Annotated in this window: 34 protein-coding genes; 3 read left to right on the top strand and 31 right to left on the bottom strand. The window is 70.9% G+C overall.

Annotated elements, in window-relative coordinates; translation table 11 throughout:
* Nucleotides 1–586: 586 nt before the first annotated feature.
* The 3 genes from OG897_RS40265 to mobF all read right to left on the bottom strand — a co-directional run bounded on the left by OG897_RS40265 (nucleotide 587) and on the right by mobF (nucleotide 3,764).
* Nucleotides 587–817, bottom strand: a complete 231-nt coding sequence (locus OG897_RS40265) for a hypothetical protein (protein ID WP_266665383.1) — start codon at nucleotides 815–817, stop codon at nucleotides 587–589.
* Between the two features lie 190 nt (nucleotides 818–1,007).
* Nucleotides 1,008–1,739, bottom strand: a complete 732-nt coding sequence (locus tag OG897_RS40260; RefSeq protein WP_266665381.1) for a hypothetical protein — start codon at nucleotides 1,737–1,739, stop codon at nucleotides 1,008–1,010.
* Between the two features lie 117 nt (nucleotides 1,740–1,856).
* Nucleotides 1,857–3,764, bottom strand: a complete 1,908-nt coding sequence (gene mobF / locus OG897_RS40255) for a MobF family relaxase (protein WP_266665379.1) — start codon at nucleotides 3,762–3,764, stop codon at nucleotides 1,857–1,859.
* Nucleotides 3,765–4,134: 370 nt separating this feature from the next.
* Here mobF and OG897_RS40250 point away from each other — a divergent pair, with 370 nt between their 5' ends.
* Nucleotides 4,135–4,428: a hypothetical protein gene (locus OG897_RS40250; RefSeq protein WP_266665377.1), complete on the top strand. Its 294-nt coding sequence runs from the start codon at nucleotides 4,135–4,137 to the stop codon at nucleotides 4,426–4,428.
* Between the two features lie 151 nt (nucleotides 4,429–4,579).
* Here OG897_RS40250 and OG897_RS40245 read toward each other — a convergent pair whose 3' ends face one another.
* Nucleotides 4,580–5,113, bottom strand: a complete 534-nt coding sequence (locus tag OG897_RS40245) for a hypothetical protein (protein WP_266665375.1) — start codon at nucleotides 5,111–5,113, stop codon at nucleotides 4,580–4,582.
* Nucleotides 5,114–5,193: 80 nt separating this feature from the next.
* Between OG897_RS40245 and OG897_RS40240 the strand changes: the two genes are divergently transcribed.
* Nucleotides 5,194–5,502, top strand: coding sequence for a hypothetical protein (locus OG897_RS40240; RefSeq protein WP_266665373.1), 309 nt, complete (start codon nucleotides 5,194–5,196; stop codon nucleotides 5,500–5,502).
* Nucleotides 5,503–5,547: 45 nt separating this feature from the next.
* Here OG897_RS40240 and OG897_RS40235 read toward each other — a convergent pair whose 3' ends face one another.
* A complete protein-coding gene (locus tag OG897_RS40235) occupies nucleotides 5,548–5,811 on the bottom strand; it encodes a hypothetical protein (RefSeq protein ID WP_266665371.1) in 264 nt (87 codons plus the stop codon).
* Between the two features lie 519 nt (nucleotides 5,812–6,330).
* Here OG897_RS40235 and OG897_RS40230 point away from each other — a divergent pair.
* Nucleotides 6,331–6,546 (top strand): hypothetical protein, encoded by a 216-nt coding sequence (locus OG897_RS40230; protein ID WP_266665369.1) that lies wholly within the window; start codon nucleotides 6,331–6,333, stop codon nucleotides 6,544–6,546.
* Between the two features lie 80 nt (nucleotides 6,547–6,626).
* Here the strand turns inward: OG897_RS40230 and OG897_RS40225 are convergent, their stop codons facing one another.
* From OG897_RS40225 to OG897_RS40100, 26 genes are all read right to left on the bottom strand, one after another.
* Nucleotides 6,627–7,478, bottom strand: a complete 852-nt coding sequence (locus OG897_RS40225; RefSeq protein ID WP_266665367.1) for a ParA family protein — start codon at nucleotides 7,476–7,478, stop codon at nucleotides 6,627–6,629.
* 12 nt (nucleotides 7,479–7,490) lie between these two features.
* Nucleotides 7,491–8,543: a ParB N-terminal domain-containing protein gene (locus OG897_RS40220; protein ID WP_266665365.1), complete on the bottom strand. Its 1,053-nt coding sequence runs from the start codon at nucleotides 8,541–8,543 to the stop codon at nucleotides 7,491–7,493.
* 601 nt (nucleotides 8,544–9,144) lie between these two features.
* Nucleotides 9,145–9,621 (bottom strand): hypothetical protein, encoded by a 477-nt coding sequence (locus OG897_RS40215; protein ID WP_323188167.1) that lies wholly within the window; start codon nucleotides 9,619–9,621, stop codon nucleotides 9,145–9,147.
* 41 nt (nucleotides 9,622–9,662) lie between these two features.
* On the bottom strand, nucleotides 9,663–10,271 hold the full coding sequence (locus OG897_RS40210) for a hypothetical protein (protein WP_266665363.1): 609 nt from the start codon (nucleotides 10,269–10,271) through the stop codon (nucleotides 9,663–9,665).
* Between the two features lie 93 nt (nucleotides 10,272–10,364).
* Complete coding sequence (locus OG897_RS40205; RefSeq protein ID WP_266665361.1) at nucleotides 10,365–11,270, bottom strand: nucleoside 2-deoxyribosyltransferase domain-containing protein; 906 nt, start codon at nucleotides 11,268–11,270, stop codon at nucleotides 10,365–10,367.
* Nucleotides 11,252–11,851, bottom strand: coding sequence for a hypothetical protein (locus OG897_RS40200; RefSeq protein WP_266665359.1), 600 nt, complete (start codon nucleotides 11,849–11,851; stop codon nucleotides 11,252–11,254). The genes OG897_RS40205 and OG897_RS40200 overlap by 19 nt, the downstream gene beginning before the upstream one ends.
* A 93-nt stretch (nucleotides 11,852–11,944) precedes the next feature.
* On the bottom strand, nucleotides 11,945–12,121 hold the full coding sequence (locus OG897_RS40195; RefSeq protein WP_266665357.1) for a hypothetical protein: 177 nt from the start codon (nucleotides 12,119–12,121) through the stop codon (nucleotides 11,945–11,947).
* Nucleotides 12,118–12,861: a hypothetical protein gene (locus OG897_RS40190; protein ID WP_266665355.1), complete on the bottom strand. Its 744-nt coding sequence runs from the start codon at nucleotides 12,859–12,861 to the stop codon at nucleotides 12,118–12,120. The genes OG897_RS40195 and OG897_RS40190 overlap by 4 nt, the downstream gene beginning before the upstream one ends.
* Nucleotides 12,861–13,583, bottom strand: a complete 723-nt coding sequence (locus OG897_RS40185; protein WP_266665354.1) for a histone-like nucleoid-structuring protein Lsr2 — start codon at nucleotides 13,581–13,583, stop codon at nucleotides 12,861–12,863. The genes OG897_RS40190 and OG897_RS40185 overlap by 1 nt, the downstream gene beginning before the upstream one ends.
* A 10-nt stretch (nucleotides 13,584–13,593) precedes the next feature.
* A complete protein-coding gene (locus tag OG897_RS40180) occupies nucleotides 13,594–13,818 on the bottom strand; it encodes a hypothetical protein (RefSeq protein ID WP_266665352.1) in 225 nt (74 codons plus the stop codon).
* 102 nt (nucleotides 13,819–13,920) lie between these two features.
* The gene (locus OG897_RS40175; RefSeq protein WP_266665351.1) at nucleotides 13,921–14,199 is read right to left on the bottom strand and encodes a hypothetical protein; all 279 of its coding nucleotides are present in this window, start codon (nucleotides 14,197–14,199) and stop codon (nucleotides 13,921–13,923) included.
* On the bottom strand, nucleotides 14,196–14,639 hold the full coding sequence (locus tag OG897_RS40170) for a hypothetical protein (protein WP_266665350.1): 444 nt from the start codon (nucleotides 14,637–14,639) through the stop codon (nucleotides 14,196–14,198). The genes OG897_RS40175 and OG897_RS40170 overlap by 4 nt, the downstream gene beginning before the upstream one ends.
* Nucleotides 14,636–15,313 carry a GGDEF domain-containing protein gene (locus OG897_RS40165; protein ID WP_266665349.1) on the bottom strand — a complete coding sequence of 226 codons (678 nt, stop codon included), beginning with the start codon at nucleotides 15,311–15,313 and terminating at the stop codon, nucleotides 14,636–14,638. Before OG897_RS40165 ends, OG897_RS40170 begins: the two co-directional genes overlap by 4 nt.
* A 92-nt stretch (nucleotides 15,314–15,405) precedes the next feature.
* Entirely contained in the window at nucleotides 15,406–15,696 is a 291-nt protein-coding gene (locus tag OG897_RS40160) for a hypothetical protein (protein WP_266665348.1), read from the bottom strand.
* Between the two features lie 162 nt (nucleotides 15,697–15,858).
* Nucleotides 15,859–16,095: a hypothetical protein gene (locus OG897_RS40155; RefSeq protein WP_266665347.1), complete on the bottom strand. Its 237-nt coding sequence runs from the start codon at nucleotides 16,093–16,095 to the stop codon at nucleotides 15,859–15,861.
* A gap of 119 nt (nucleotides 16,096–16,214) precedes the next feature.
* Nucleotides 16,215–17,072, bottom strand: coding sequence for a DUF4097 family beta strand repeat-containing protein (locus OG897_RS40150; RefSeq protein WP_266665345.1), 858 nt, complete (start codon nucleotides 17,070–17,072; stop codon nucleotides 16,215–16,217).
* A gap of 122 nt (nucleotides 17,073–17,194) precedes the next feature.
* Complete coding sequence (locus tag OG897_RS40145) at nucleotides 17,195–17,968, bottom strand: hypothetical protein (protein WP_266665343.1); 774 nt, start codon at nucleotides 17,966–17,968, stop codon at nucleotides 17,195–17,197.
* A 37-nt stretch (nucleotides 17,969–18,005) separates the two neighbouring features.
* Nucleotides 18,006–18,200 (bottom strand): hypothetical protein, encoded by a 195-nt coding sequence (locus OG897_RS40140; RefSeq protein WP_266665341.1) that lies wholly within the window; start codon nucleotides 18,198–18,200, stop codon nucleotides 18,006–18,008.
* The gene (locus tag OG897_RS40135; protein ID WP_266665339.1) at nucleotides 18,197–18,481 is read right to left on the bottom strand and encodes a hypothetical protein; all 285 of its coding nucleotides are present in this window, start codon (nucleotides 18,479–18,481) and stop codon (nucleotides 18,197–18,199) included. The genes OG897_RS40140 and OG897_RS40135 overlap by 4 nt, the downstream gene beginning before the upstream one ends.
* Nucleotides 18,478–19,230 (bottom strand): hypothetical protein, encoded by a 753-nt coding sequence (locus OG897_RS40130; protein WP_266665337.1) that lies wholly within the window; start codon nucleotides 19,228–19,230, stop codon nucleotides 18,478–18,480. The genes OG897_RS40135 and OG897_RS40130 overlap by 4 nt, the downstream gene beginning before the upstream one ends.
* Before the next feature lie 136 nt (nucleotides 19,231–19,366).
* Nucleotides 19,367–19,789: an RRQRL motif-containing zinc-binding protein gene (locus OG897_RS40125; RefSeq protein ID WP_266665335.1), complete on the bottom strand. Its 423-nt coding sequence runs from the start codon at nucleotides 19,787–19,789 to the stop codon at nucleotides 19,367–19,369.
* A 243-nt stretch (nucleotides 19,790–20,032) separates the two neighbouring features.
* Nucleotides 20,033–20,275: a hypothetical protein gene (locus tag OG897_RS40120; protein ID WP_266665333.1), complete on the bottom strand. Its 243-nt coding sequence runs from the start codon at nucleotides 20,273–20,275 to the stop codon at nucleotides 20,033–20,035.
* 109 nt (nucleotides 20,276–20,384) lie between these two features.
* Entirely contained in the window at nucleotides 20,385–20,648 is a 264-nt protein-coding gene (locus OG897_RS40115; RefSeq protein ID WP_266665331.1) for a hypothetical protein, read from the bottom strand.
* A 62-nt stretch (nucleotides 20,649–20,710) separates the two neighbouring features.
* Nucleotides 20,711–21,517, bottom strand: coding sequence for a hypothetical protein (locus OG897_RS40110; RefSeq protein ID WP_266665329.1), 807 nt, complete (start codon nucleotides 21,515–21,517; stop codon nucleotides 20,711–20,713).
* 181 nt (nucleotides 21,518–21,698) lie between these two features.
* Nucleotides 21,699–22,232: a hypothetical protein gene (locus tag OG897_RS40105; RefSeq protein ID WP_266665327.1), complete on the bottom strand. Its 534-nt coding sequence runs from the start codon at nucleotides 22,230–22,232 to the stop codon at nucleotides 21,699–21,701.
* Between the two features lie 67 nt (nucleotides 22,233–22,299).
* Nucleotides 22,300–22,488, bottom strand: a complete 189-nt coding sequence (locus OG897_RS40100) for a hypothetical protein (RefSeq protein WP_266665325.1) — start codon at nucleotides 22,486–22,488, stop codon at nucleotides 22,300–22,302.
* Nucleotides 22,489–22,540 lie beyond the last annotated feature (52 nt).

Genomic DNA, 22,540 nt, shown 5'->3' with positions numbered 1-22,540 from the left:
GCCCGCGATCCCCTCGAAGTCCCAAATGCACGCTATGGGAGGCCCGCACGTGGGACAGATCACATGCGGGTGGGGAGAGAGCGTGCCGGTGCGCGCACTTCGGGGTGCCGGCCGACCGGTGCGCACCGGCTCGGGCAGGCGGTGCGCTGGGTGCGCGCACCGAGGATGTGGTGCGCGCACCAGGGCCCACCGGTGCGCGCACCATCGCATCGGTGGGCGCACCACGGTGCGCTGGCGGGCGAGTACGGCGCACCGCGATGCGCACCGGTGCAGCGGCCGGGAGTGTTCGACATCGTCGGTGCGCGCACCGGTGCGCACGATGTCGTGCATCGGATGTCGCCGGTGCGCACGATGTCGTGCACCGGCGACATCCAGTGGGTGCACCGGATGTCGGGATGCTCCACTCCCCCACCGGCCGGTGCTCGCCCACTTCCACCCAATGGACATCCCGATGGGTTCCACTCCCACCCGATGCACACCACGATGGGCTCCACTCGCCGGGCGGTACATCGTCATGCGGACGCGGTTTACGCCGTAAAGATTCAGCTGCCGCAACCGGGCGAACAGGGGCGCCCGACGTGTCGGCTCACCCCTGGAGACGTCGGCGCGGACGCGCGGACCACCACGGGTTCGGCAGGCCGCCGGGGTACTGGCGGGAGCGGCGCCGGGCCGGCGGCGTCTTCGGGGACGGGGACGGAAACAGTGCCGCGCGTAACTGGCTCGCGGCGGCGAGCTCCTCCAGTCGCTTCAGCTGCTTCGGCGAGATGTACGTCGGGGCCGGGTTGGCCATCGGGGCCTCCAAACTCGGGCGGGTCACTCTCCCGCACCCTCGCCGATCCCCACCGTGTCCAGGGCGGACACTGCGGCAGCGTCCCGCAAGCTGGCGCAGCGACTTCGCTGTCCGTCCCGCGACGCGGATCATCTACGGGCCCGGCCTTCCCGATGGCGGCGCACACGCGGACGCCCCACGGACGCCGGGTCCGTGGGGCGCCAGGTTGGTGCGCCGGTCAGCTCTGCATCATGGCCTGGAGGTCGCTGAGCGACAGCTCGTTCGTGCCACGGTCCGCCGCCTTGCTTTGCGTCCAGGCCAGGATCGCCGGGTGCGCGTCCTCGTACGGGACGCCGGCGGGCGTGGTGCCTCCGTCGTTGCGGGCGATCTGAGTGAGGTAGGCGGCCAGGGCGTGCGGGCCTCCGCCGTTGTACCCGAGGTTGTAGCCCATGCCGTGGCGCTGCGGAAGGATCGACAGGTCGCCCTTGTCCGTACGGGCCCAGAACAGGCTGCGGCCGGTGTGGAAGCGGCTGAAGATGTCATCCGGGCGCAGTTCGAGTGGGGCGTACGTCTTGTAGCTCCACTGGTCCGTGCCGCCGGTGCCCACGTGTTTGAAGTGCTCTGCCACGACCGGCAGCCCGAACTCGGGGTCGTAGAAGGTGCGGCGGCAGATGCAGCCCGATCCGTTGATGGCCGACGGGCTGTTCTCGTCCTCCGTGACGCACGGATGGAACAGGGCAGGGATCTTCGTCGGCGCCACAAGGGTGCAGTGCATCGCGCTGGGCTCGCAGCGCACCAGCCTGTTCAGCCACTCCTGGAAGTGTGGCGTCACGGTCTGCTGAGCATCGATCTCCAGCTCGGCGTTCAGCGTCGACGACGCGATCCCGTTCTGGACCTGGGTGTAGAGGACGAAGTGCAGATAGCTCTGCGTCGGGTCGGTCAGGTTCAGGTCGCGGGCCTCATAGGTCACGTGGCACTCCAAGGTGGGGGTGGCCCGGGTGCTCCCGGCATCACGATTCTCGATCCGGGCTGCCGGGGCTCGCGGGTGAAGGCGCAGATTGGCCATGGGCTGGCCGGTTGGCATCGCTCAGCCCGCGCGGCCGGGCCCCCTGCTCTGGTCCGGCTGCGCCGTGGGGTGGTGCTGCTGACTGCCCGGATCTGCGGACGGCTCAGGCTGCTTCGCCTGCTCCACACCCCGTGCCTTCTCTTCGACCTGGCGGCTGCGAGCCTCTGCGGCCCGGGTGTGCGCGGCGATCCGGGCGAGGTTCTGCGGTGAGGTCATCCACGTCGCGGGGTCCGTCGTCCGGCCCTCGAGGTATTCCTGCGGCATCGCCGCCTGCTGGTGGGCGTGGATGGTGGCGGCGTGCTGCGCCGGAGTACGAGCGGCGTCCCGGCCGGGGTGGTCGACGGCGTGAGGCGCGGTCTGGTCGTCGTGGCCGTGGTGGTCGTCGACGGGCCGTGAGGCCTTCGACGTCGCGGTCGGAGCTCCGTCCCGTACGGCGGGCGGCGCGGTTAGGGCGGCGCGGATCGCGTTCTGCAGGGCAAGGCTGGCAACCCGGGCCCGCTCGTAGCGCGATGACTCCCGCGGCGGCTTCCCGTCGGCTCCCGCGATCCACCAACGAACGGGCCAGGAAAAATCGCAGGTGTAGGAGAGCTGATCCGGGGCCGGGGCCCGCTGGCCTTTCTGGGGCACGGTGAGCTGACGGCCGTAGCACTCCAGGGCACGGTCGGCAATGTAGCTGTCGATGCGGGGCGGCAGCGCGCGGCCACGCAGGGTCTCCAGCAGGTGCCGACGCGCTTCGGCCAAGACATGGCGGCGAGCGAAGACGTTGCGCACCGTAAAGACAACCGCGGCGACGTCGACGGCGGCGAGCGCGGTGTCCACCCGTGGCCCCACCCGGGCCCGGATCACCGCACCGGCTGCCCGGCACCGCTCCAGCAGCCCATCGACCACCCGCTGCCCGAACTTCAGGAGCGCGCAGACGCGCCACCACGCGAGCAGCTGGTCCAGCGGGCGCGGGGTCTTCTTCTCCGGGCGGGTCTCCTGCGCCGCCCACCACGCCAGACCGTGGCGGGCGCGCTCACCCGGCAGCCGCCCGTGCTTGCGGATGTAGTCATCGGTGATGCCTTCCAGGACGTCCTCAATCCGCCGGCGACGGGTGGAGGACCAGGCGATGAGCTCCTGGTCGACCCCGGCTATCTCCATCACCGGGCGCAGGCCCGGCGTCACCTCCCGGGGCACGGTCGCCAGTCCGAGCTCCTCGCACACCTCGGTGGTCATCGTGAGGGTGTAGAGCGTCCCTGCCGCCACCACATGCTGATAGAGACGGACCGTGTCCAGCGCGTACCAGGAGCCGTCCGGGCGCTGTGCCCGATTGGCAATCAGGCAGTGCTCGTGCAGGAGGGGAAATCCGTTCCTGTTGTCGAAGTGGCGGTACGCCGCAACGACCAGGGCCGGGGCCTTCGCGCGGTGGCGGCCGGACCCCCAGCGGATCTCCGCGACTTCGTCCTCCAGCCAGCGAAGGGTCGCGGCGACGGCCCGCTCGTGCGCGCGCTCGATGACCCGGCGCGTCCGTTCATCGCCCAGTGCCCACAGCACGACCAGCGATGCCTGCGGCCGGAAGGTGAAGTCCAGGGCGAGCAGCGGGGTCTGCTTGCGGGCCTCGATTTCCTCGATCGGCTGGCCGAGGACGGTGGCCCGCCGTGCCGTACCCGGATCGACGCCGTCGTCCAGGAGGCGCCGCTCGATGCGGTCGGCGTCCGGATGCTGGCCCCGACCGAACAGCAGCTCCATCTGCCGCTCCGTCACCCTCGCTCCGTCGGTGAGTCCGAGCGCGGCCAGGCCGCGCCCCCTCCACACCCCGGGCGGGAGCCCGGCCGTCTCCTGGGCGTCCTTCAACGCCTGGCCGACGGGGCGGCGTCCGTCCCCGTACGCAACCCCGCGCACGTAGTACCGCCAGGCGTTACGCCGCTGGACCTTCGCGATGCTGAGCATTCCCGCAGCGAACACCGGCTCTGACCTGCGCGAAAGCCTGATCCCGTGAGGCGGGAGGATTCACCGGAACTGCTCACCTGGCGGGCACTTGCGGCGGCATCGCGCCCGCCGGGCGGGCACCGGCCTTCGCTCGGAACGCCCTTCAGAGGGCCATGCAAATGCTGCGCAACCGACGGCCCCACCCACCTCACACGCCTCAAAAACGCGAAGTAGCCGACTCCTGCGGAATCCAGCGCACCTTCACGTACCACTCCCCCGTACGACCACCAAGAACGTCCCACCCCGCATCCGCCACCACCGACTCCGCACCAGAGCGAGACACCCACCGCCCCCGGCGCCGCCGGGGGCTTCGTGCTTCCTGGAGGACCGCGTGCCGACCTACGAGACCACGTCCCGCTTCACCGCAGACCTCGACCGCCTCACCCCGGAACAGCGCCGCCGATTCATCCAGACCGTGGCGACCTTCGTCGCGGACCTGCGCGCCGGAGGACGATTCCGCGCCGGCCTCCGCGTGAAAGGTATCCGTCGCGCGCCCGGCGTCTTCGAACTCACCTGGGACGGCAACGGCCGCGCGACGTGGCAGTACGGACCGGCAATACGTCCCGGCGCGCAGCACATCATCTGGCGCCGGATCGGCACCCACGACATCCTCACCGGTCCCTGACCGGCAAGCAGTCAGGTCTCACCTCGGTACACAAGTGCCCACTGGTTCGCCTCTGCCGCCCCGTCCACGCCCCAATGCGACCTCGCCACCTGGGTGTTCCCATGCCCCAATGCAGGACACCGGATGCAGCGCATCGGGGCGTGCCATGCGTTCAGCGCAGACCGGCGCGACGGGGTCCCTCGCTGCCGGGAACCTGGGCAACCTGGATGCCGCCGTAGCCCGGCCCCAGGCCAACGCGTCTTCTGCGGACACCTCGCTGGACCGGGAGCGCGGGTGGATCCACCGTCGTCTGCGCCCCGGGCTCGGATTCCGGTGTCTCGCTCACGGCTGGAGTCTCGCCACCAAACTGATGCTCTGGGTCCGGGGCGGCGGGCACTGCGCGCTCCTCGTTCCTGTCATCCGCCGGCTCTGCTGGATCCGTCTTCGGGGCATCGAGGTAGCGCCGCATGTCCTCGGTCGCGGTCGCGATGGGCGCAAGGATCGCGACGGCCTCCAGGTCGTACTGGGCAAGTGCCGCGACGAGAGCGTCGATCGCTGCGAGCGCGTCGTGGACGCCGACCTGGTCGTTGTCCGGCCAGCCCCCGACTTCCACGGTGTCGGCCAGCGTGCATGCCGTCTCAGCCGTGGCATCGGCCAGGGCGGACACTGTGCTGCAAAAGCTCTCCGGCGGCGAGTTGAGGGTCATGCCCAGTCAACGATTCGGCGGGTGGCAGGTTGTACGGCGTGCCTTCGATGCCTGCCCGGCGTGGCCTCGTTGGACAGCCTGTGACTACTGATGCTCTGCTCCAGGCCCTCGCCCACGATGTCGGCGTGCTTCGCGACGACTTCATCACCGGCCGGTGGCAGCCCAGTCCAGCCGAGCGTGACCTTGCGGAGGCTCTCGCTCGTGGCGGGCTGAGCAATGGCCGTGTACGGACCGAGCTGCGCGCGGTCGGGGACCGTGTACACGACGGGAGGCTAGTCGACATCCTCTCCCCTGCGGCTGCGCTCGGTGAGCTGACGGCCCCCAGCGCGCAGACCACCGCTGTCCTCTCCGAGCTGAGGCTGCTCCTGGACGCGGTCGCCGGTACCTGACCGAAGCCGCGCGGGGAAGTCGCGGGGTCGCACCCGTTCTCCGGGCTACGGCCCATCACCTTCCCAGTCCCAGATCTGAGGCACCGATGGCCGGGGTCCGTACGAGGCGCGCCCGCCCGGTCCGTACGCGCCGGCCTCGGTGATGAGGTAGGCGCCGGTCTCCCGCTCGGACTCGGTCCAGCTGGTGACGTCCAGGAGCTCGCCGTCGAGCGGGCCGCCGACGAGCTCGACGTAGGCGTGACCGTCCTGCGGGCCCGGGTGTGGGTCATCGTGGGCGGTGCCGTACACGCGGCGAAGGGGTGCGCTCATCCCCTCAGCGTCCCAACCCTTCCCCCGCTCATGGGCCGGATCCGCCGGAACGCCCCGGGCCTTCGCGAACTGCGGGGTGCGCGGGGCGGTCGGCCGATAGGGTCCGGCACATGACGTGGACACCACCCCTTTGGTCGTCAGCTGACCCGCCCGTGGAGGGGTTCGCGGAGGCCGCACTGCAACAGCTCGCTCACGGGATGCAGGCCGTACTGGCAGGTGACTGGGTCCCCGCAGAGAGGGACCAGGTGCTGGCCCGGGCCCTCCTGATGAAAATTCCCGCAGGGGGACGTCTGGAGCGGGCACCGTCGAGGCCGTGTACGCAGAGGCCGAGGACCCGCTGGAACTACACCTGCTGCCGCTCAGCCAGGTAATGCGTCCCGCGGTCACCGTGTTGTCGCTCGCCCACTTGGAGGGCACGGCATCGAAGATCACGACCGTCAGGGCTGCAGCCGAACAACTACTGCGTGCAGTCGCAGGCGCTCCACGGCCCACCACTGGACACAGCATGGAGTCGCAGTCGTGAGCGGCCGTCCGGGAAACCTGCTGCGCGGCCGTACCGGGCTCATCCTGGCCCGACACCTGATCGCGTGCTTCCTGGTCGTCGGCGCGCTTATGGTGCTGCCGCTGGGTTCGTACGCGCTTGGGACGCGCTTGCTGTTGATCGCCGCACTTGCCGGAGTGCTCTGCACGTTGGTGGTGTTGACCGTGCGTGATCTACGTCGAGGCCGGAGTTGACCCGTGACGCGCAGGAGCCCGGCACCCCGTCCTCCTCTGGGGAGTCGGGCCCCTGCGGCGTTTCCAATGGAAACGGTTGGTCAGCTGTAGAGGTTCATGGCCTTGCCGATCTTGACGTAGGCCGCGGCTGCGTCGGATCGGGGGTTGTAGAGCGTGATGGGCAGGGAGGCCGAGTACGCCTCGGGCACCTTGACGTCATCGCGGACGGTCGGTGTCACAACGAGTTCGCCGTACGCCTCCCTGACCTGACGCTCGATATCGAAGTAGACCTTGCCCTGGGAGACGCTGGTGACGCCTTCGCCGATGACGACCCAGGCGAGCGCGTCAGGCATCCCCATGAAGCGGAAGTTCTTGTGGAGCGCGGCGATCTTGTCTTCGAGCGCCGTCAGGCCGCGGGCTTCTTTCTCCTGGGACTTGGTGCACCCGACGATCTCGTGGCCTGCGATGAGCGCGCCCTGAGTTCCGAGGTCCAGGTTGCCGGGGCAGTCGAGCAGGATGATGTCGAATCGCCCGAGCAGTTCCGGTAGCAGCTGGAAGAGCCACATCTCGCGGGCGGTGACGCCCGCGAGTTTGACGCTGAGGGTGTCGAGTTTGCCGGACTCCAGAACGAGCCAGAGACCCGGGAGGATCGCGCCGGTCTTGCTGTGGCGTCCGGGGACGAGGGCTTCGGTCAGGGTGCAGATGCCGTCCACGACGTCGATGAGGGTGGGCAGCTCTTCGTCGGCGTCGGGGTTGTCGTAGCCGAGGAGGCGGGAGACGTCGCACTGGCGGTCGAGACCGATGACGCACACGGTCTGGCCGTGCGCGGCGGCCTGTTCGGCGAGGGCTGCCGCCAGGGTGCTCTTACCGGCTCCGGCTGAGCCGCTGGCGAGCGTCAGGACACGGGTCTTGCGGCCGGTGTCAGCGGGCGGGGTCGGGGTGTCGGTGCTCATGTGTTCTCCGCTCTACGCCGTCGGAGCGGACTCAGCGGCGGCAGGCTGTTCGTCGGTGTGCGTCTCCAGCCAGTGCGTGTACGCACGGGCATGGGCGGAGTCGGCTCCGCTTGTACGAGTCAGATGGATTTCGCAGCGCGCGAGGGCCAGGGCGAGTGCGGCTGCGAGCTGGCGGTCGGTGCCTTCCTCGTTCGCGAGGGTGTCCACGTCCAGTGCAGAGGAGCCCTCTGCGGCCTCGGTGAGCCACTGCCCGGCGAGCGCGACTGCCTCATCGGGGTCGACCGGCACCTGCGCGGCGATGATGGAGAGGCGGGGGAGATCGCCGGTTCCCGTGGCGATGGCGAGGAGGCAGGCGTCACGCCGGGACTTCGCGCCGTCATCCAGCGGGGCCCCGCCTCCGCCATCGGCTCCTCCCTGCGCAGGCACCCTGCTGGCCTTCTTCGCCTTGGGGCGCTTCTCGGCTTTCGGGTCGTCAGCGCGGCGCGCGACGCGCTCTTGTTCGACCTTCCACGCCGCGAGCTGCTCATCGCGCTTCTTGAGCTTGCCGAGGTCCCGGGCGAGCTCAATGGTCATGCCCGGAGTGCGCCTCTCCAGCGCTTCCCGGAGCTCGGGCTCAAGGTTCCCAAGGCGGCGTCGCTGAGAGACCCAGCCCGCGGTCTTGCCGAGCTTCTTGGCGACGGCGTCGTACGTACCGAGTTCCGCCTTCAGCTCCTCGATCGTGGCGAGCTCCTCGAAGGGCTTGAGCTCCTCGCGGGCGATGTTCTCTGTCGCCGCCGCAATGAGAATTCCCAGCCTGGTCTTGAGCTTGGGGTTCAGGTGCACCGGCAGCGTCGCCAGTCCTGCACGGCGCGCGGCGGCCAGGCGGCGGTTACCGGCGAGGACCACATGCCCCTGAGCCGGGAGCTTGTCCGCGTCCTCGGGAAACGCCTCCCGGAACGTCTGCACGGGGATGACGAGGCAGGGCTGCAACACCCCCGCGTCCTCGTAGGTGTCCGCGAGACCCTCAACGCCTTCCAGATCCTGGCGGGCGTTGCGTGGATTGTGAACGAGGGAGTCGAGCGGCATCTCCGGAGTGGAGGCTGCGCCAGCGGCCGTCGTGTTGCCCTGACCCTCAGCGGCCTCTTCTTGTTCCCGCTGGGCTCGGAGCTGCCGCCTTCGCTCCGCTACAGAGAGTCCATCGTTCTGCGCGCCGGCCATTCACACTCCAGGTAGGTCTTGCTGGTCTTGCTGGTGTCTCGGGCTGGAGCTTAGCGAGCCGCTGGGGGCCTGGAGGCACGCCTCGGCTCTTTACGCCGTAAAGAGGAGCGGGAGAAAGATCACTCGCACCCCGCCGGGCCCGCCGCACCCTTCGGGCATCTTTACGCCGTAAAGACGGAGCCCCGGGGACGGCTGAGCCGCTGAGTTCTTTACGGCGTAAAGAACTCTGGAGGGCTCGAGCGCCTCGCGATTCTTTACGGCGTAAAGAAGTTGCCGATGGCGTCTCAGTGCGCATGAAGCCTCTGCCGGGACTGGCCTTCGTGCCCCCCTCCCCCGATGGTGGCCTGTCCCGGGTGGAGGGAACCTCGTCGGACGTCAGCCGTTGCATGGTTGCCTTCCGGCGAGGCCTGAACGTAAAAAGGCCCGCACCGTCGCGAGTTCGCGACGGTGCGGGCCTTCGGGTATCGGTTCACGAGTGCGTGAGGTCCGTGATCCAGCGGACGGGGCGCCCGATCTTGTCCGCGTATTCGATTTCGGAGCGCGTCGAAGCACCGACATAGCTGCCCGGCGCGACCACCACGACCTCGTCGGCGAGCAGGATCTTCTGACGGTGCAACACGTCCAGCTTCGGCTTGAGGGCCTCGGCCTGCGCCGGGGTCGCCCACAGCGGGTGGGGACGCTTCAGGTCACAGCCGGGGGCCAGGACGATGTGACCGGCCGCTGTTTCCCGGGCGTTGACCTGCTGGAACTCAGTCCAGAAGCGGGTGCTGCCGCAGAGCACGACGATGTGCGGCCAGTCGGCGGGGGAGTCGAGGGGGAGGCCTTCGATGAAGGCCGCAGCGCTGGCTCCGTCGAAGTCGGGCCCGTTGGCGCCGTGCAGCGCGCTCACGTACTTCTCGCGGAGTCGAAGCTCGAGGCGGGTCTGGGCGGTGGGGTCGGTGGTCATCGTGCTCCTCTGACGGTTCGGACATGAGGGCTGGGGAGTGGTCACTCTGTCGTGGTCGGCTGCCCGCATCGGCTGCACGGGGAGACGGCATTGCGTCCGGGTTCACCCCGGTGGAGTGCCAGGAGGTCGTCGGCGGCAGTGATGGGGTGCCAGAGCTGGCCTCGGCAGCTGCGGCTGCGGCACCCGGTGGCGGCCTCAAGTACGCGAGTGCCCGTGTCGAGTCGGATGTTCATCGACTTGCCGCGTACTGCGAGCGTGCCGTGGTGGTAGTTCCGGTCCCGCCAGGACCAGGTGATGAAGTGGGCGATCTCGTCACCGAGCAGCTGGCGGGTGCACTGGGTGGCGGTGAAGTCGGCGGGGGGTTCCATCTGGCCGGCGAGCAGTTCGGCGATGGGGTCCTCGTCCGGCAGGAAGTGCAGGGTGGCGGAGTCGATGCGGCCGCAGTGCGGGCAGTGGGCGGAGCCGCGGCCGGTGCCCAGGCAGGTGTGGGTGACCTTCTCGCCGCAGCAGGGGCAGTGGTGGGCGCGCCGGTATGCCTCGGTACCCAACTGGTTGCCGCACCCCTTGCAGGTGTACGACTCGGGGCCGGGCTGGAAGGGGAGGGCCACGACGGGGAACTTGTTGTCTCGGTGCTTGGTGCAGACGTTCATACAGAGCCCTTCTGGTGGCAAGGGGTGGGCGGCGCCGGCCGCAGGGGTCGTGGAGAGGCAGGAGCCGGGGGAGGCCACACACCCTCTAGCGGGCTACCGGGGAGCGGTTGAGGTGGTGACCGCCGTGAGGGCCGCTGCCACGGTGTCGGCCAGGGTTTCGCACACCGGGACGCCGTGACGGCGGGCCACGTAGGCCAGGTACCTGTTGCGTTCCGGGTTGGGGCAGTCGGCTGGGATTCCGAGGACGGCGCGGCCGGTGTTCACGTCCAGGCCGAACTCGACGTTCGTCGTCATGCCCGGCATTCGTTTCATGTCGCGGGGGATCCAGAAGAGGATCGCGTCGGCTGACGCGCGGGCTTCGGTCTCCCAGTCGACCTGGTGCTCGTAGCGTTCGGCCCGGATGCCGTCGCGGGACTCGGGGGTCAGGACGGTCAGCGGCTCCGGTCCGGTCCACTGGGCGGTGATGAGGTCGAGGGCCGCGGGCCGCCAGGACGGGATCGGCGTGCTCCTATCGGGGGTTGGCCCGGCCAAGAAGACCTTGAGGCCGGCGGGGATCGGCTCGCGGGCCATGACGAGGCGGACGGTGTGCTGCGGGGTCCAGGGAAGAGGTAGGCCGTCGCCTTCCTCTCGGGCCAGGACGTGGACGTGGAGGTGGAAGACCGTCTGAGTCGCCGCGGCTCCCCTGGAGGTGATGAGGTTCCCGGCGGGGAAGTCGGCCATGAGCTCAGCGGCCCGGCGCATCACAGCGGCGGTCACCTCGGGATCGGTGGCGGCGTCGTCGACGTGCACGCGTGGCAGGACCAGGACGTGGCTGGCGTTGACGCCTCCGGAGCGGGGGCGGATCGCGAGGGCGTCGGGCCACTCGCGGACGATGACGGCCGGGGCTTCCCCAGCGGCGATGGCGCAGAAGGCGCAGTCGGCTACGGGTGGGACGGGGGATCCCTCGGGTTCGGTGGGCGGGTTGAGGCGGCTGGGCGAGGTCAGGCGGAGCGTGTGCACGAGGGCGTCTCCAGGACGTGAGTAGCAGCACGGGGCCGGCGAAGGGCCCGCGGCAGGTCGGGGTGGATCGCGGCGACCGGCGGGAGCCACTGGTGGGCGCAGTGACGGCAGCGGTGGTACGAGGCCCATCCGGCGTCGCCGGGGCCGAACCGGGTCGAGCGGCTGATGCGGGTGCAGGCCGGGAACGCGGAAGCGGGCTTGATCTCTTCCCGCTCCAGCCATTCGCAGTGGATGACGGTGGCGGCCTGCGCAGCGGGATGGCTGGGGGAGGCATCGTCGACGTACCAGGGGCAGTCGTCGCCCAGCTGCGCCCTCACGGCGCGGACATGGACGCGGTGCGTACCGAAGGCGATCAGGTCGTTGAGTTCGCGGCCGGGGACGATGAGCTCTCCGAGGGTCCGTCGGTGGTAGGCGCTGGTGATGGCGAGGGCGGCGCGGTCGGCCAGGTGGCCTACGGCCAGGAGTCGGTCGCATTCCTCACCCAGCGCGGCGGTGGGAATGCCGTGCAAGGGGTCGAAGCCCGGCTCGAGTCCGGACAGATGGAAGGCCTCGCCGGGGGCGGCGTCGATGAAGAGGGTCACGAAGGTTCTCCTCGAGTTGAGGGGTGGCACCCGGGGCGGCCGGGCATGTGGCCGGCGGCCGCCCCGGGCCGATCGGGGTGGTAGCGCTAGGTCCTACTGGGGGGTGTGGTCGGGGACTACGAGGAACTGGTCACCGGCCCGGTCCATCACGACCTTGGCGTCCTGGCCCCGGTCGTGCTGGGTGGCGGCGTACGCATCGGTGGGCCGGGAGCCGTGCGGAGTGCGGTGAGGTATCGGGGCTGGTTCCCCCCGGGTTCGGGTGGCGGTCACGGGTCGATGTCCTCGGGGGCGGGCATGTCGCCGAACATGTCGTCCATCGCGCGGGTGACCGCGGGCCGGGACTCGGGGCGGGTCGCGTTGAGGACCGTGTTGGTGAGGTCGGTCAGGTCGATGCCGTCGAACAGATCGGCCAGGTCGGCGAGGGTGTCCGCGTCCAGGACGACGTTGTCGGGTCGTTCGCTGTCCAGGTGGCAGCTCATGGTGTCGACGTAGTCGGCGAGCCGGTGGGCCAGGGACGGCACGATGTCGACGCTCCGGCAGTGCTCCAGGCCCGATCCCAGGGCCCCGGCCGGGCTGATGTGGATACGGATGCTGGGACCCGCGCCGGGTGCGGCCTGTCCGAGGCCGGTAAGGGCTTCAGAGAGAGCCTCGATGGCCCTGCCGCAGTCCGCCTCCGCGGTGGTCGAGATGGCGGTGATCTCCTCGCCGGTGTCCAACAACGGTGCCGCCCAGAGCACTTCAAGGGTCTCCACGTGCAGCTGGAGGATTCCGCCTGCGGTGTCGGGGAGCGTGACGATTCCCGTGACGCGGAGCAGGTCGCCGGGCTGCCGCTCGGTGAGCAAGGCGTGGGCGATCTGCGGCTGCGTGGTGGTGCAGGGGATGACCGCCTCTTCAACCAGGTGGTCGGTGCCGGTGGAGCAGGTCAGCCGCCAGGAGACGCTGTCCTCACGGTCGCCCTGTTCGGGTTCCGCGGCCAGGTAGCCGTCCAGCGCGAGCGGTATGGCGTCCATCAGCTCGCCTCCGCCAGAGTGAGGGTGTGGTGGGCGGCGGTGTAGGCGTCGACGATCCGCTGAGGGAGCTTTCCGTGGTTGCTGACCTCGTGGCCGTTGCTCCTCGCCCACGCCCGGATGTCCTCCGTTCCCACCCCCTGCGGCAGCTGCGACACGGAGGGAGCGGGGGAGCGGCTGCCGGTCTTGACGGCGCGCAGCGCCTCCTGCGCCTGCTGGAGTTCGGCCTGGAGGGCTGCCACGCGTTCCTGCGCGGCGGTTTCGGCGTCGTCCGCCTGGCGGCGGGCGGTGAGCTCCGCGATGTCGGCCCGGATGCGGTCGGCCTTGCGCTGGACGCTGGGCGCGCTGTGCCGCTGTGCCCAGACGAGAAGGTCTTCCAGTCCACCGGCCAACACAGGGGTGCCGTCCTGTGCGTCAGCGAGGAGTGGGGCGAGGTCCTCCTCGGAGATCCCGGTGTACCGGGTGATCTCCGTCAGGGGAGTGCCGTTGGTGTGGAGGGATACAGCCACTGCCTGCTGCGCGGTGTAGGTCGAGGTCTTCATCGGGTCTCCAGGTGGGGTGAGGGGGAGGGCGGCGGGGATGCCCAGGGCATCCAGGAGCAACGTCAGATCGGCGCGGCTGTGGGCGTGGTGGGCGGTGGTGTGGCGGGCCGCAGTGACCTGCTCCGGAGTGAGCGGGGCGAGGGGCAGGTGGTCGGCGGCGAGGGCGTCCCAGTCATGGGTCACCGGGGGCCTCCTAGGTGTGCGGGCCGCGCAGGGCGGCCAGCAGGAGTTCGCGGTTGTGTTGCTGCTCCTGCGGGGTCAGCGGGCGGCACTTGGCCCGGCGCGACCACAGCGGGTGCGCTGCGGGCTGGGGGTAGGCGAGCTCCGCCTCGGTGACGGCGGCTGCCGTGGACGGCGTCCGGGAGGCCGGGAGCCAGGCGACCTGCGACCGGACTCCGTGATGGGTTTCGGGGTGCATGGTCAAGGCGCTCCTTGAGCGTGCGAGGGTGGGGGTGCCCCGGGGAAGGTCCGGCTGGCCACACGGCTGGTGACGGAACGGACTTCCCCCGGGGCATTTTTGTTAGGCGTGGACGCCGTCGTGGCGGCGCTTGACCTGGAGATCGTTGGCAAACCTGCCGAGGCGGGCCTCGACCGGATTCGCGGCGATCCAGGCCTCGGCGCAGACCTTGTGGACGGCCTCACCGGAGTGGGCGCGCATGGGCGTGGGCTGCAGGCACACCGTGCAAGGACGGTCCTGCCGGCTGTCGAAGTGCCGGGAGTCGCGCCAGTCCAACAGCCCGCCCGGTGCCGGGACGATGCCCGGCTCGAACGACTGCTTGTCCTGCTTGCGGGAGGTCACGGCCGCAGGTCGGGCAGCTGCTGCAGGACCTGGCCGAGGAGCTCCTCAGATGGCTTCCAGAGACCGAGGCGTCCGAGCGCGGGAACGGGCAGGGCGAGCTCCTGGACGTCGCGCAGGTCCAGGTGGAATGCACCGGGCTCCGACCACGCGGTACAGGGCGGGGCCCCGTCAGCGTCCCGGTGGCAGTTGATCAGTCGGGCCACGCCGACCACGGCGCCGGTCACCAGTTCACGGCCGCCCACCGTGGTGGCCACCAGCGGGTGGCGCAGGGCGGGCCGGTCGAGGTTCTGGCTCGCGTGCAGGAGCACGAGACCTCGCCACGGCCACTGGTTGCGGCTGCGGTTCTCCACGGTCTTCGCCCCGGCCAGAATGCAGGCCGTCCAGGGCTGCTTGATGCTGATCGCCCGGATCCAGTCGCCCGACGGCAGGGGAGTGGTCATGCTGCTCGCCCCCACTGGTGTGTGCCCGGCCTGCCCGCACGGCGGCCGTTCACGGACGGCGTGGAGGCGTGGACGGGTGTGGCGAGGACGGCGCGGCCGGAGTGCTTGCCGTCGTACAGGGCGGCGTCGGCCGCCCGTTGCAGGGCGGAGAGGTCCTGGCTTCCGAGCGCGTCCGCGACGGCCGCGCCGACGGAGGCGCCGACGGCGATGGGCTGGCCGCCCGGAAGGGGGACCGGCGTGGACAGCAAGGTGACCAGCTGCTGCAGACGCTCCTGGCGGCCCTTGGCGGGGAGGGCCAGGACGAGCGCGAACTCGTCGCCCCCGAGCCTGCCGACCGCCGCGTGCGGGCCCGCCCACGCGGTGAGACGGTCCGCGGTCGCCGCGAGCGCAATATCGCCCGCAGCGTGCCCGTAGCAGTCGTTGATCGTCTTGAGGTGGTCCTGGTCGACCAGAACCACGGCGGTGTCGCTGCGGTGGCGGCGCAGGATGCGGTGAGCGCGCGCGGTGTACGTGTCACGGCGCAGAAGGCCGGTGAGCGGGTCGCGGTTCTTCGCGGCCAACTGCCGGTGCAGTACGGCCGCGTGCACGGCCCAGCCGGTCAACGGAACGGCGGCGGTGGTCAGTAGAAGGGCGCGTTGCCCGATGCGGGGGTGCGCGCGCAGGACGGAGTCCATACTGGGGTTCTCCCTCTCGTCTTGTACGAGGTGGGTGGGCCCGGGGCAGACGGTTGGGTTTGAGACGCACGGTCGTCTGTCCCGGGGCGGAGCTACCTGGGGTTAAGCAGGTTGACCGGGCTGTTCCAGTAGCTGGTCGTCGCGGCGGGCCACTCCAGCTCCCAGCCGGTCCGCAGCCCCCGTGCTCCCCAGTCCCCGGCCTGCATGCCGGGCATCTTCTGCCCGGTCTGCTGTGCGGTGAGCGCGGCGTCGTACGCCTCGTGGGCGCGGCGCAGGGCCGTGGCGGGGGAGTCGGCGAGGCCGACGAAGACGTGCACGCCGGTCAGAGCCGGGGTGCTGAGGCTGTGTATCGGGACGTCGACCTCGAAGCGGTGCAGGGCCATGGCGTCCTCCCTTCGGTGGACTTGTGCTTGGTCCTCGTGAGGTGAGGGACCACCGCGACCGTCCCGGCCTGCCGTGTGGGCGAGGGCGGGACGGCACGGAGCGTCCGTCAGCGAAGAGGCGATCCGCCCCCCCGGGGGGGCGGATCCGGGTGAGACCGGGGTTCAGCTGTTGTCGGGGGCGGACCGGTAGCGCTTGGTCTGCCGCAGGACCTGGTTGCGCTGGACGTCCAGGACGTCAGCGATGTCCTGCTGCGCGCCGTGGTAGCTCTTCTGCAGGGTGTCGATCTCCTGCCAGAACTCCGCTTCGATCCGTTCGCGTTCGGCGGCGCGGCGCTGTTGGGCCTGGGCGACGCGGTCCCGCAGTTCGGTGCGGGCCTGGTCGTCGGGGCGGGGGCTCATGGTGGCTCCAGGTGGGATACAGGGGACGATGTCTGTGCCCCCCTGCTCCTGTGGAGTGGGTCGGGAGGCCCGGGACGGCCGGCGAGTTTGGCGACTGTGGCGGCCGTCCCGGGGCGAAGTCACCGGCTGCGGTGCTTGCCGGAGACGGTGCGCACGCGCTCGTGCAGGTGGCTGGTGCCGCGCGTGGTGACGTCGCCGGAGACCGTGGTGGCGTCGATCGTGCCGGTGGCGGCGGGGGTCGCGCTGAGGTGGATGTCGCCGCTGACCGTCTGCGCGCGGAACTCGGTGCCGTTGTAGGCGCCGACCTCGATGTCGCCGGAGACCGAGACCGCGTCGATGCGGGCGTCGATGCGGTCCGCCTCGATGTCACCGGAGGTGGTGTTGGCCCGCAGCGTGTGCACGCCCTTGGCCTGTACGTCGCCGGAGACCGAGTGTGTGTCCAGGACCTGGAGGTCGCCGTGGACGGTGAGGTCGGCGCTGGTGGTTTCCAGCCGGATCGAGGACTGGTCGCTGGGCAGCGTCACGTCGACGGTGATGGTGCCCATGCCGCCGCCGCTGACGACGGTGCCCTGTTCGGCGACGACGCGGCCGCCGGAGACGACCTTGCGGCCGCCGATGCTGATGTCGCCGCCCGCCATGTGGATGCCGGTGACGGATCCGGTGACGACGCCGAAGTTCTGGCCGACCACCATGTTGCCGCCGTTGAAGCTGAACGTGGAGTTGCCCATGGTCATCGTGTGGCCCTGGACCTTGGGGACGCGGATGGTGAGGCAGTTGAGGTTCTGGTAGGTGCTCTCCTTCTGCGTGGCGGCGCGCACCGCGTCGGCGAGGGGGCCCTCGTCGTCGCTCGTGCTGACCGTGACGACCGCGTTCTTCAGCGTCGGGTCGACGGTGACGTTGACCGTGCCGACGTGGCTGATGACGTCGGTCCACACAGCGCCGGCGGCGGTGGCGGTGAAGGTCTGGGAGGTACTCAAGGCGGGCTCCTTGGTCGGAGAGTGCGGGGGCCGGGCGGCCCCCGCACAACCAATATGCATCCTCGAAGGATGCATATCAAGCGTTTGGCATCCTCCGAGGATGCTTTTTCTGTTGGTGCAGATCAGACAGCTGCGACCACGGCAGAGGAGTCGAGGCCCACACCGCGCAGCGCGTCCAGGACGTACGTCTCCAAGCGGTTCTGGTGCTGGGCGGCGACCGCGAGGCCGGTGGCGCGGCTGTAGGCGTAGTAGCGCGCCATCATGCTGGCGTCGGTGTCGGCGAGGGCCTGGTCGACGGTGTTGCGTGCGAGGTGCTCGATCCAGGTCTGGGCGGCCGACTCGCGGCGGTTGTGGGAGACCGACATGGCGATGGAGTCCGCCCACCGGCCGCTGCCGCAGGTGGGGCCGCCGCACTGCTCCCAGTTCCACTTCCGGCGGCGCATGCCTTCGGGGTCGGCGTCCCAGTCCGCCGCCCAGCGTGCGGCCCGCTCGGGGATCTCCTGCTGCACGACGTTCACGACGTCGCGCCCGCAGGGTCCCAGCGCCGGGTGGGCGTCGGTCTCCTCCAGGACGCGGATCTGGTGGGAGAGCAGCCGGTAGGGGTAGTAGCGCTCGCTCCAGTTGCCGGTCTCGCCCAGCGGCTCCACGCTCCACAGCCGCACCGGCCAGGTGGCGGGCCAGATACTGGTGTCCTCCAGCGCCTCGCCGACGCGCTTGACCATGCGGAAGTAGGAGAAGCGGCTCTCGTCGTACCACTTGTTGGCGCAGGGGTTGGGGTGGTTGATGACCTTGCCGACGTTGGCGGCGAGGTTCACCGGGGTCCCGGCTTCGCGGGACCTCTCGATGATGCCGTCGGCGGGGGTGGCGATGTACCAGGTGACGGGCGTGCGGGGCATGCGGGCCTCCGAGAAGGGGCGAGAGCGGTCAGGCCGCTCATAACTGGATGTTGATCTGGCGGCGCGGATCGCCCGCACGGGTGTGGACGGTGCGGCGGTGCGCGGCGAGTCCTGCGGTGCCGCCCTGGATGACGAGGTGACAGCGCGGGCAGCACTGCGCCCACTCGTCCCCGGACGGGAGGTCGGCCGGGGTGAGCGGGTGCGGGTGCGGGCCGTCGGCGGCGCGGCTCACCGGTCCGCGCCGTCGCCGTCGCCGTCGACTCCGGGCTGCTGCCGGTCGGCGAGGGCCAGGAGCTCCACGGCGAGGTCCGGCGCGGACAAGATGGTGCGGAGGATCGAGGCGAGGCCTGACCGCTCGATGGGGTTGAGTCGGTCCCACACGGCGTGGGCGTCACGGTGGGCGCCGACGACCGTGAGGTAGTCGGCCTCGGTGATGGTGGTGTGCTCAGCACCGCACCGGCCGCACCTGAAGACGGCCTGGTCCCAGCCATACACGGGGGTTTCGGTCGTCATCCGCTGACCGCTTCCAGGGCCTGCGCCTCGAGGCCGACGCGGTCTTCGGCGTCGTCGCCCTGGTCGTGGTCGTCGGCCTTCCGGTCGACGTCATCGGGCCCGCCACGGTCGCTGTCGTCGGTGAGTGGAGCAGCCGGGAGTCCGGCGGCGCGGGCGGCGAGCTGGTGGCGGATCTCCTCCATGTACGTGACCGGCACCGGCTCCTCGCCGTCCCCGGTCAGCAGGGTGTACTCGCTGGCGCGGCCGAACTGGTTCGGCACGGCGCGGTAGACCAGCCAGACACCGGGGGCGAGGAAGTAGGACGCGGTGCCGTCCTCGTATCCCCGCCACCGGTCCTCGTTGCGCAGGAAGCCCTCGCTGCGGTCCAGGTTCCATGCGTCGGTCGCGGCCCGGACGGCGGCGTCGGCCCCCGTCGCGGCGGCGACCTGCGCCAACGATTCGGGCAGGGTGTCCGGCACCGGCACGCCAGGACGCTGGCTGATCGCGGGTCGGGCGATGCCGCGCGCCGTGACCACCCGGCGGCGCAGCGGAGCCAGGAACAAGTCGGCCAGCGAGTTCGCGGCTACGGCGGACACGACCGCGACGCCGCCGGCCAGGGCCAGGCGCCCGTCGGTCGGCCAGGTGGCGGGGGTGTGGGTGTAGGCCGCCCAGGCACCGGCGGCACCGCCGATCACGGCGGTGACGGTGTCCAGGCCCCCGGTCACGGCATCGGCCACGGCCAGGGAGGCACGGTAAGCAGTTCGCTGCATGGTGGGGCTCTCCTTCGTCTGTCGGGTGTTGGGGAAGGTGCAAGTGGTGGCGGGTGGCGGCCCGTTGGCGGCGCCCGCCTGTGTCACCGGGGCGGCCGGGCACGTCGCCGGCGGCCGCCCCGGGAATCAGGGGGTGTTACGCGGCCAGCCGATGTCCCGGGGTGGCCGCAGGGGTGACGTAGGTGTCGGGGCTGGGCTCGTAGCCCCGGGCGCAGGGGTCGCAGCTGCCCTGGGTGCGCAGGGGGAGGCAGTACCAGTACCTGCGCTTGCACTGGGGGCAGGTGGATCGTGCGGCCATGGCCCGGTCCAGTGCCCATTCCTGAGCGAGCGACGGGGTCCGCTTGGGCTTCGCCAGGTCGACGCGGAGCAGGAAGCCGCGGGTGGGGTGGCGGCAGGACCACTGCGGACGGAGCGCGCAGAGCTTGCAGCGCAGAATCGCGACCGGACCGTCGTTGTCGCCGGGGCTCAGCTGCATCTCCCGTAACCGCCTTCTGGTCACGAGCCCTTCGGGGCAGTCGGCGCGGTCGAACTCCGGCAGTGCAGCATCCTCGCGCGGCACCCGGACAACTTCCCGGCGGGGTCGCTTCCCCCGGCGGGGCATCACCGGCCCCAGGAGTCGGGAAGGCGGCGGGGGCGGGCCGGGTAGCGGGGGCCGGGGCGGGCAGGGCGGGGGCGGCCGATGCGGCGGCGGGGCCGGGGCACGAGCACGGGGATTTCCTCCTGGCGCGGTGGGTGGGCAGCGGTGCGCCCTGCCGGGGTGCTGCTCGGGTTCCGGCGGGGCGCGGTGAGAGAAGAGCGCGGGTCAGGTGAACAGGTCGATCGTTTGCTGGGGGCGGGGCGTGTGCGGGGTGGGAGTGGGGGTGCCGGGGGTGGTGTGGCCGGGCCTCGGGGAAACCGGGGTCTGGCCGCCGGGGCCCTGGGTACCGAGGTAGAAGCCGACGAGGAGTCCGGCTGCGAGAAGGACCTGGTGGCGGTGGGCGCGCCACCAGGTGGGCGGTGCGGGTTCGCTCAGGACACCGATGACCTTGGGTGCTGGCTTCGCCAAGACCGTTCTCCTTCAGGGGAGTAGAGGGGTGGGGTGGTGCGGTGGCCGGGCGGCCTGTGAGGATCTCGGCCGCCGCGAGGGGCGGCCGAGATCCAGGCAGGGCGACAGGTCAGGAGGTCAGCGAGCCGGTACGGCGGGCCTGCCGAGCGCGCCGGCGGCGGGCGAGGTGCTGCCGCATCCGGTCCAGCCGGGTGGGGTGGGTGTGCCGCCAGGCGCTGAGGTCCATCTCATGGCGATCGGCGAAGGCCCGGCTGGCTCCGCAGATGCAGGTCCAGGCGTACGGCTCGGAGCGGGTGTCGTCGCGGGTGGCGGTGGCCTTGGCCTGGGTGCCGTCGTGGCGTCCGTGGTAGGTGCCGATCCGGAACTGGGTCATAGAGGCGGTCCGTTCGGGTCGTGGGCGTGCCATATCGGACACGTCCGAGGTGGCGGGCGGGCTCAGTGCTGGATCTGGTGGACGTTGTCGGGGGTGTCGTCGTCGGGCGCGGACGCGGGGGCGGGGAGATGGATCTCGGGCCGGATCTCGATCTGGGGCTGGAACGCCGGAGCGGGCGGGAGGAAGTTGTTGACGACCGGGCGCAGGCTCCAGCCGCGCAGGGCGAGGGTGGAGGCGAGAGTCCAGGCGAGGACGGCGATGCCGGCGGCGACGGTGCGCCCGTCGGCCGGGGCCGCGGACCACACGGCCAGGACGCTTGCCGCACCCCAGCAGATCCAGGTGATGCGGGCGCCGGTGCTGCCGAGGAACCCGCCAGCCAGGCCGAACAGACCCACGAGTTGCCAGAACGCGTAGACGGCGGACCCGCTGACGCTGAGACCCACGCTGTGCTGGTCGATGTACGACCGGATCGGGTTGTCGACCACGCCCCACAGCTCGCCCACCGCGCTGGTGCCGGCCCGGGTGGCAGGCATCGAGTCGGCCAGGCGGCTCAGGGCGGTGCCGAAGATGTCGCCCGCGGTGTCGAGCAGGATGAGGAGCGCGCACACCCCGGCCAGCACGAGCAGCGACTTGATCCAGGGGGCCATGCCGTGCCACCCGGCTTTCGGGACCAGACGCAGTTCCTCCCACCGCCCGTGCAGGAAGCCGCCCTGTTCCCAGGACGCGTTCCATGCGGTGCGCAGCCGGGCAAGACGCGTGGTGCCGGTGTCCTTGTTCAGGTCGGTGGCCTTCGGCGGGGGCGTCTGGTTGAGGAGGTCGAGGAAGCTCGGGTTGTTCTGGCTGTTGACGGGCTTGTCGTCGGACTGCATGGCGAAGGTGCTCCCTTGGTCGGGTGGGTGTGGTGGCCGGTGTGGGGAGGTGTTGCCGGGGCCGGTGGCGCGGTGGTGCGCACGCCAGGCGGGTCTTTACGGCGTAAAGAAGGCCGGACGGCCTGGCCCGCCCCCGACCGCGACGGGTTCGGGTGCGAGGCAGGTGGTCCGGAGCAGGGGTTCAGAGGAGGCGGGCGTCGGCGAGGACGGCGGCCTTGTCGAGCATCCGCAGCGGGACACGGCCGCTGGCGAAGCCGTCGTTGAAGGACGGCACGGAGTCGACGTCGCCGCCGAACTCGCGGTGGATCGCGTCCATCAGGATCTGAAGGCCGCGTGATGCGAGGCTCTGGTCGCCGTGGGCTTCGTGGTGGATCGCGCCGTACAGGCACCGGGCGCCTTCCACGTCGATGAGGGCGCCGGTGCACCAGCCGTCGGTGAGCAGCCGGTGATGCGCACGCTGCAGGAGGGCCGCCACCGGCGTTGCGTACGGTGCGGGGGGCTGGAGGGTCGGGGTGAGCGGAAGGGTGACGACGTCGCCCAGGTCGACCGGCACGGTGGGAATGTGCGCGGTGTTGACCTCGTAGGCGACGGCGGCCTCCTCCAGCCGGACGGTCATCGCCGCGTCCGTGGCGGCCAGGCGGGCCTCCAGCGACAGCGCGGCGGGCGGCGCGCTCGTACGGACCGACAGGGGCGGGGCGTGGGCGGGGTGGGGCATCGGGGCTCCTCGGAAGGCGTCGGAGATGCAGGGGGCGGCGGCCGTCGAGGCAGGAGGCCAGACACGGTCAGAAGCTGGAGATCCAGCCGGTGATGCCGCTCATCGCGCGGGTGATGTAGGGCCCGGCGCCGGAGGAGGCGAGGAAGAACCCGAAAGCGGCGCAGGCCAGGGCGTGCAGGAGACGTACGGAGCCGCCCCGGATGAGGACGACCACGACGATGGCGAGCAGGAGAACGAAGGAGATCGATACGGCCACGAGCTGCGGTTCCTTCCAGGGGTGAGCAGGGCCCGGCCGACGCGGCCGGGCC

Origin of the sequence: Streptomyces sp. NBC_00237 (genome assembly GCF_026342435.1) — a bacterium.
In the GTDB taxonomy this organism is placed as follows: domain Bacteria; phylum Actinomycetota; class Actinomycetes; order Streptomycetales; family Streptomycetaceae; genus Streptomyces.
Note: the sequence above shows the minus strand (reverse complement) of the source record. Positions and strands in the feature narration are given on the sequence as shown.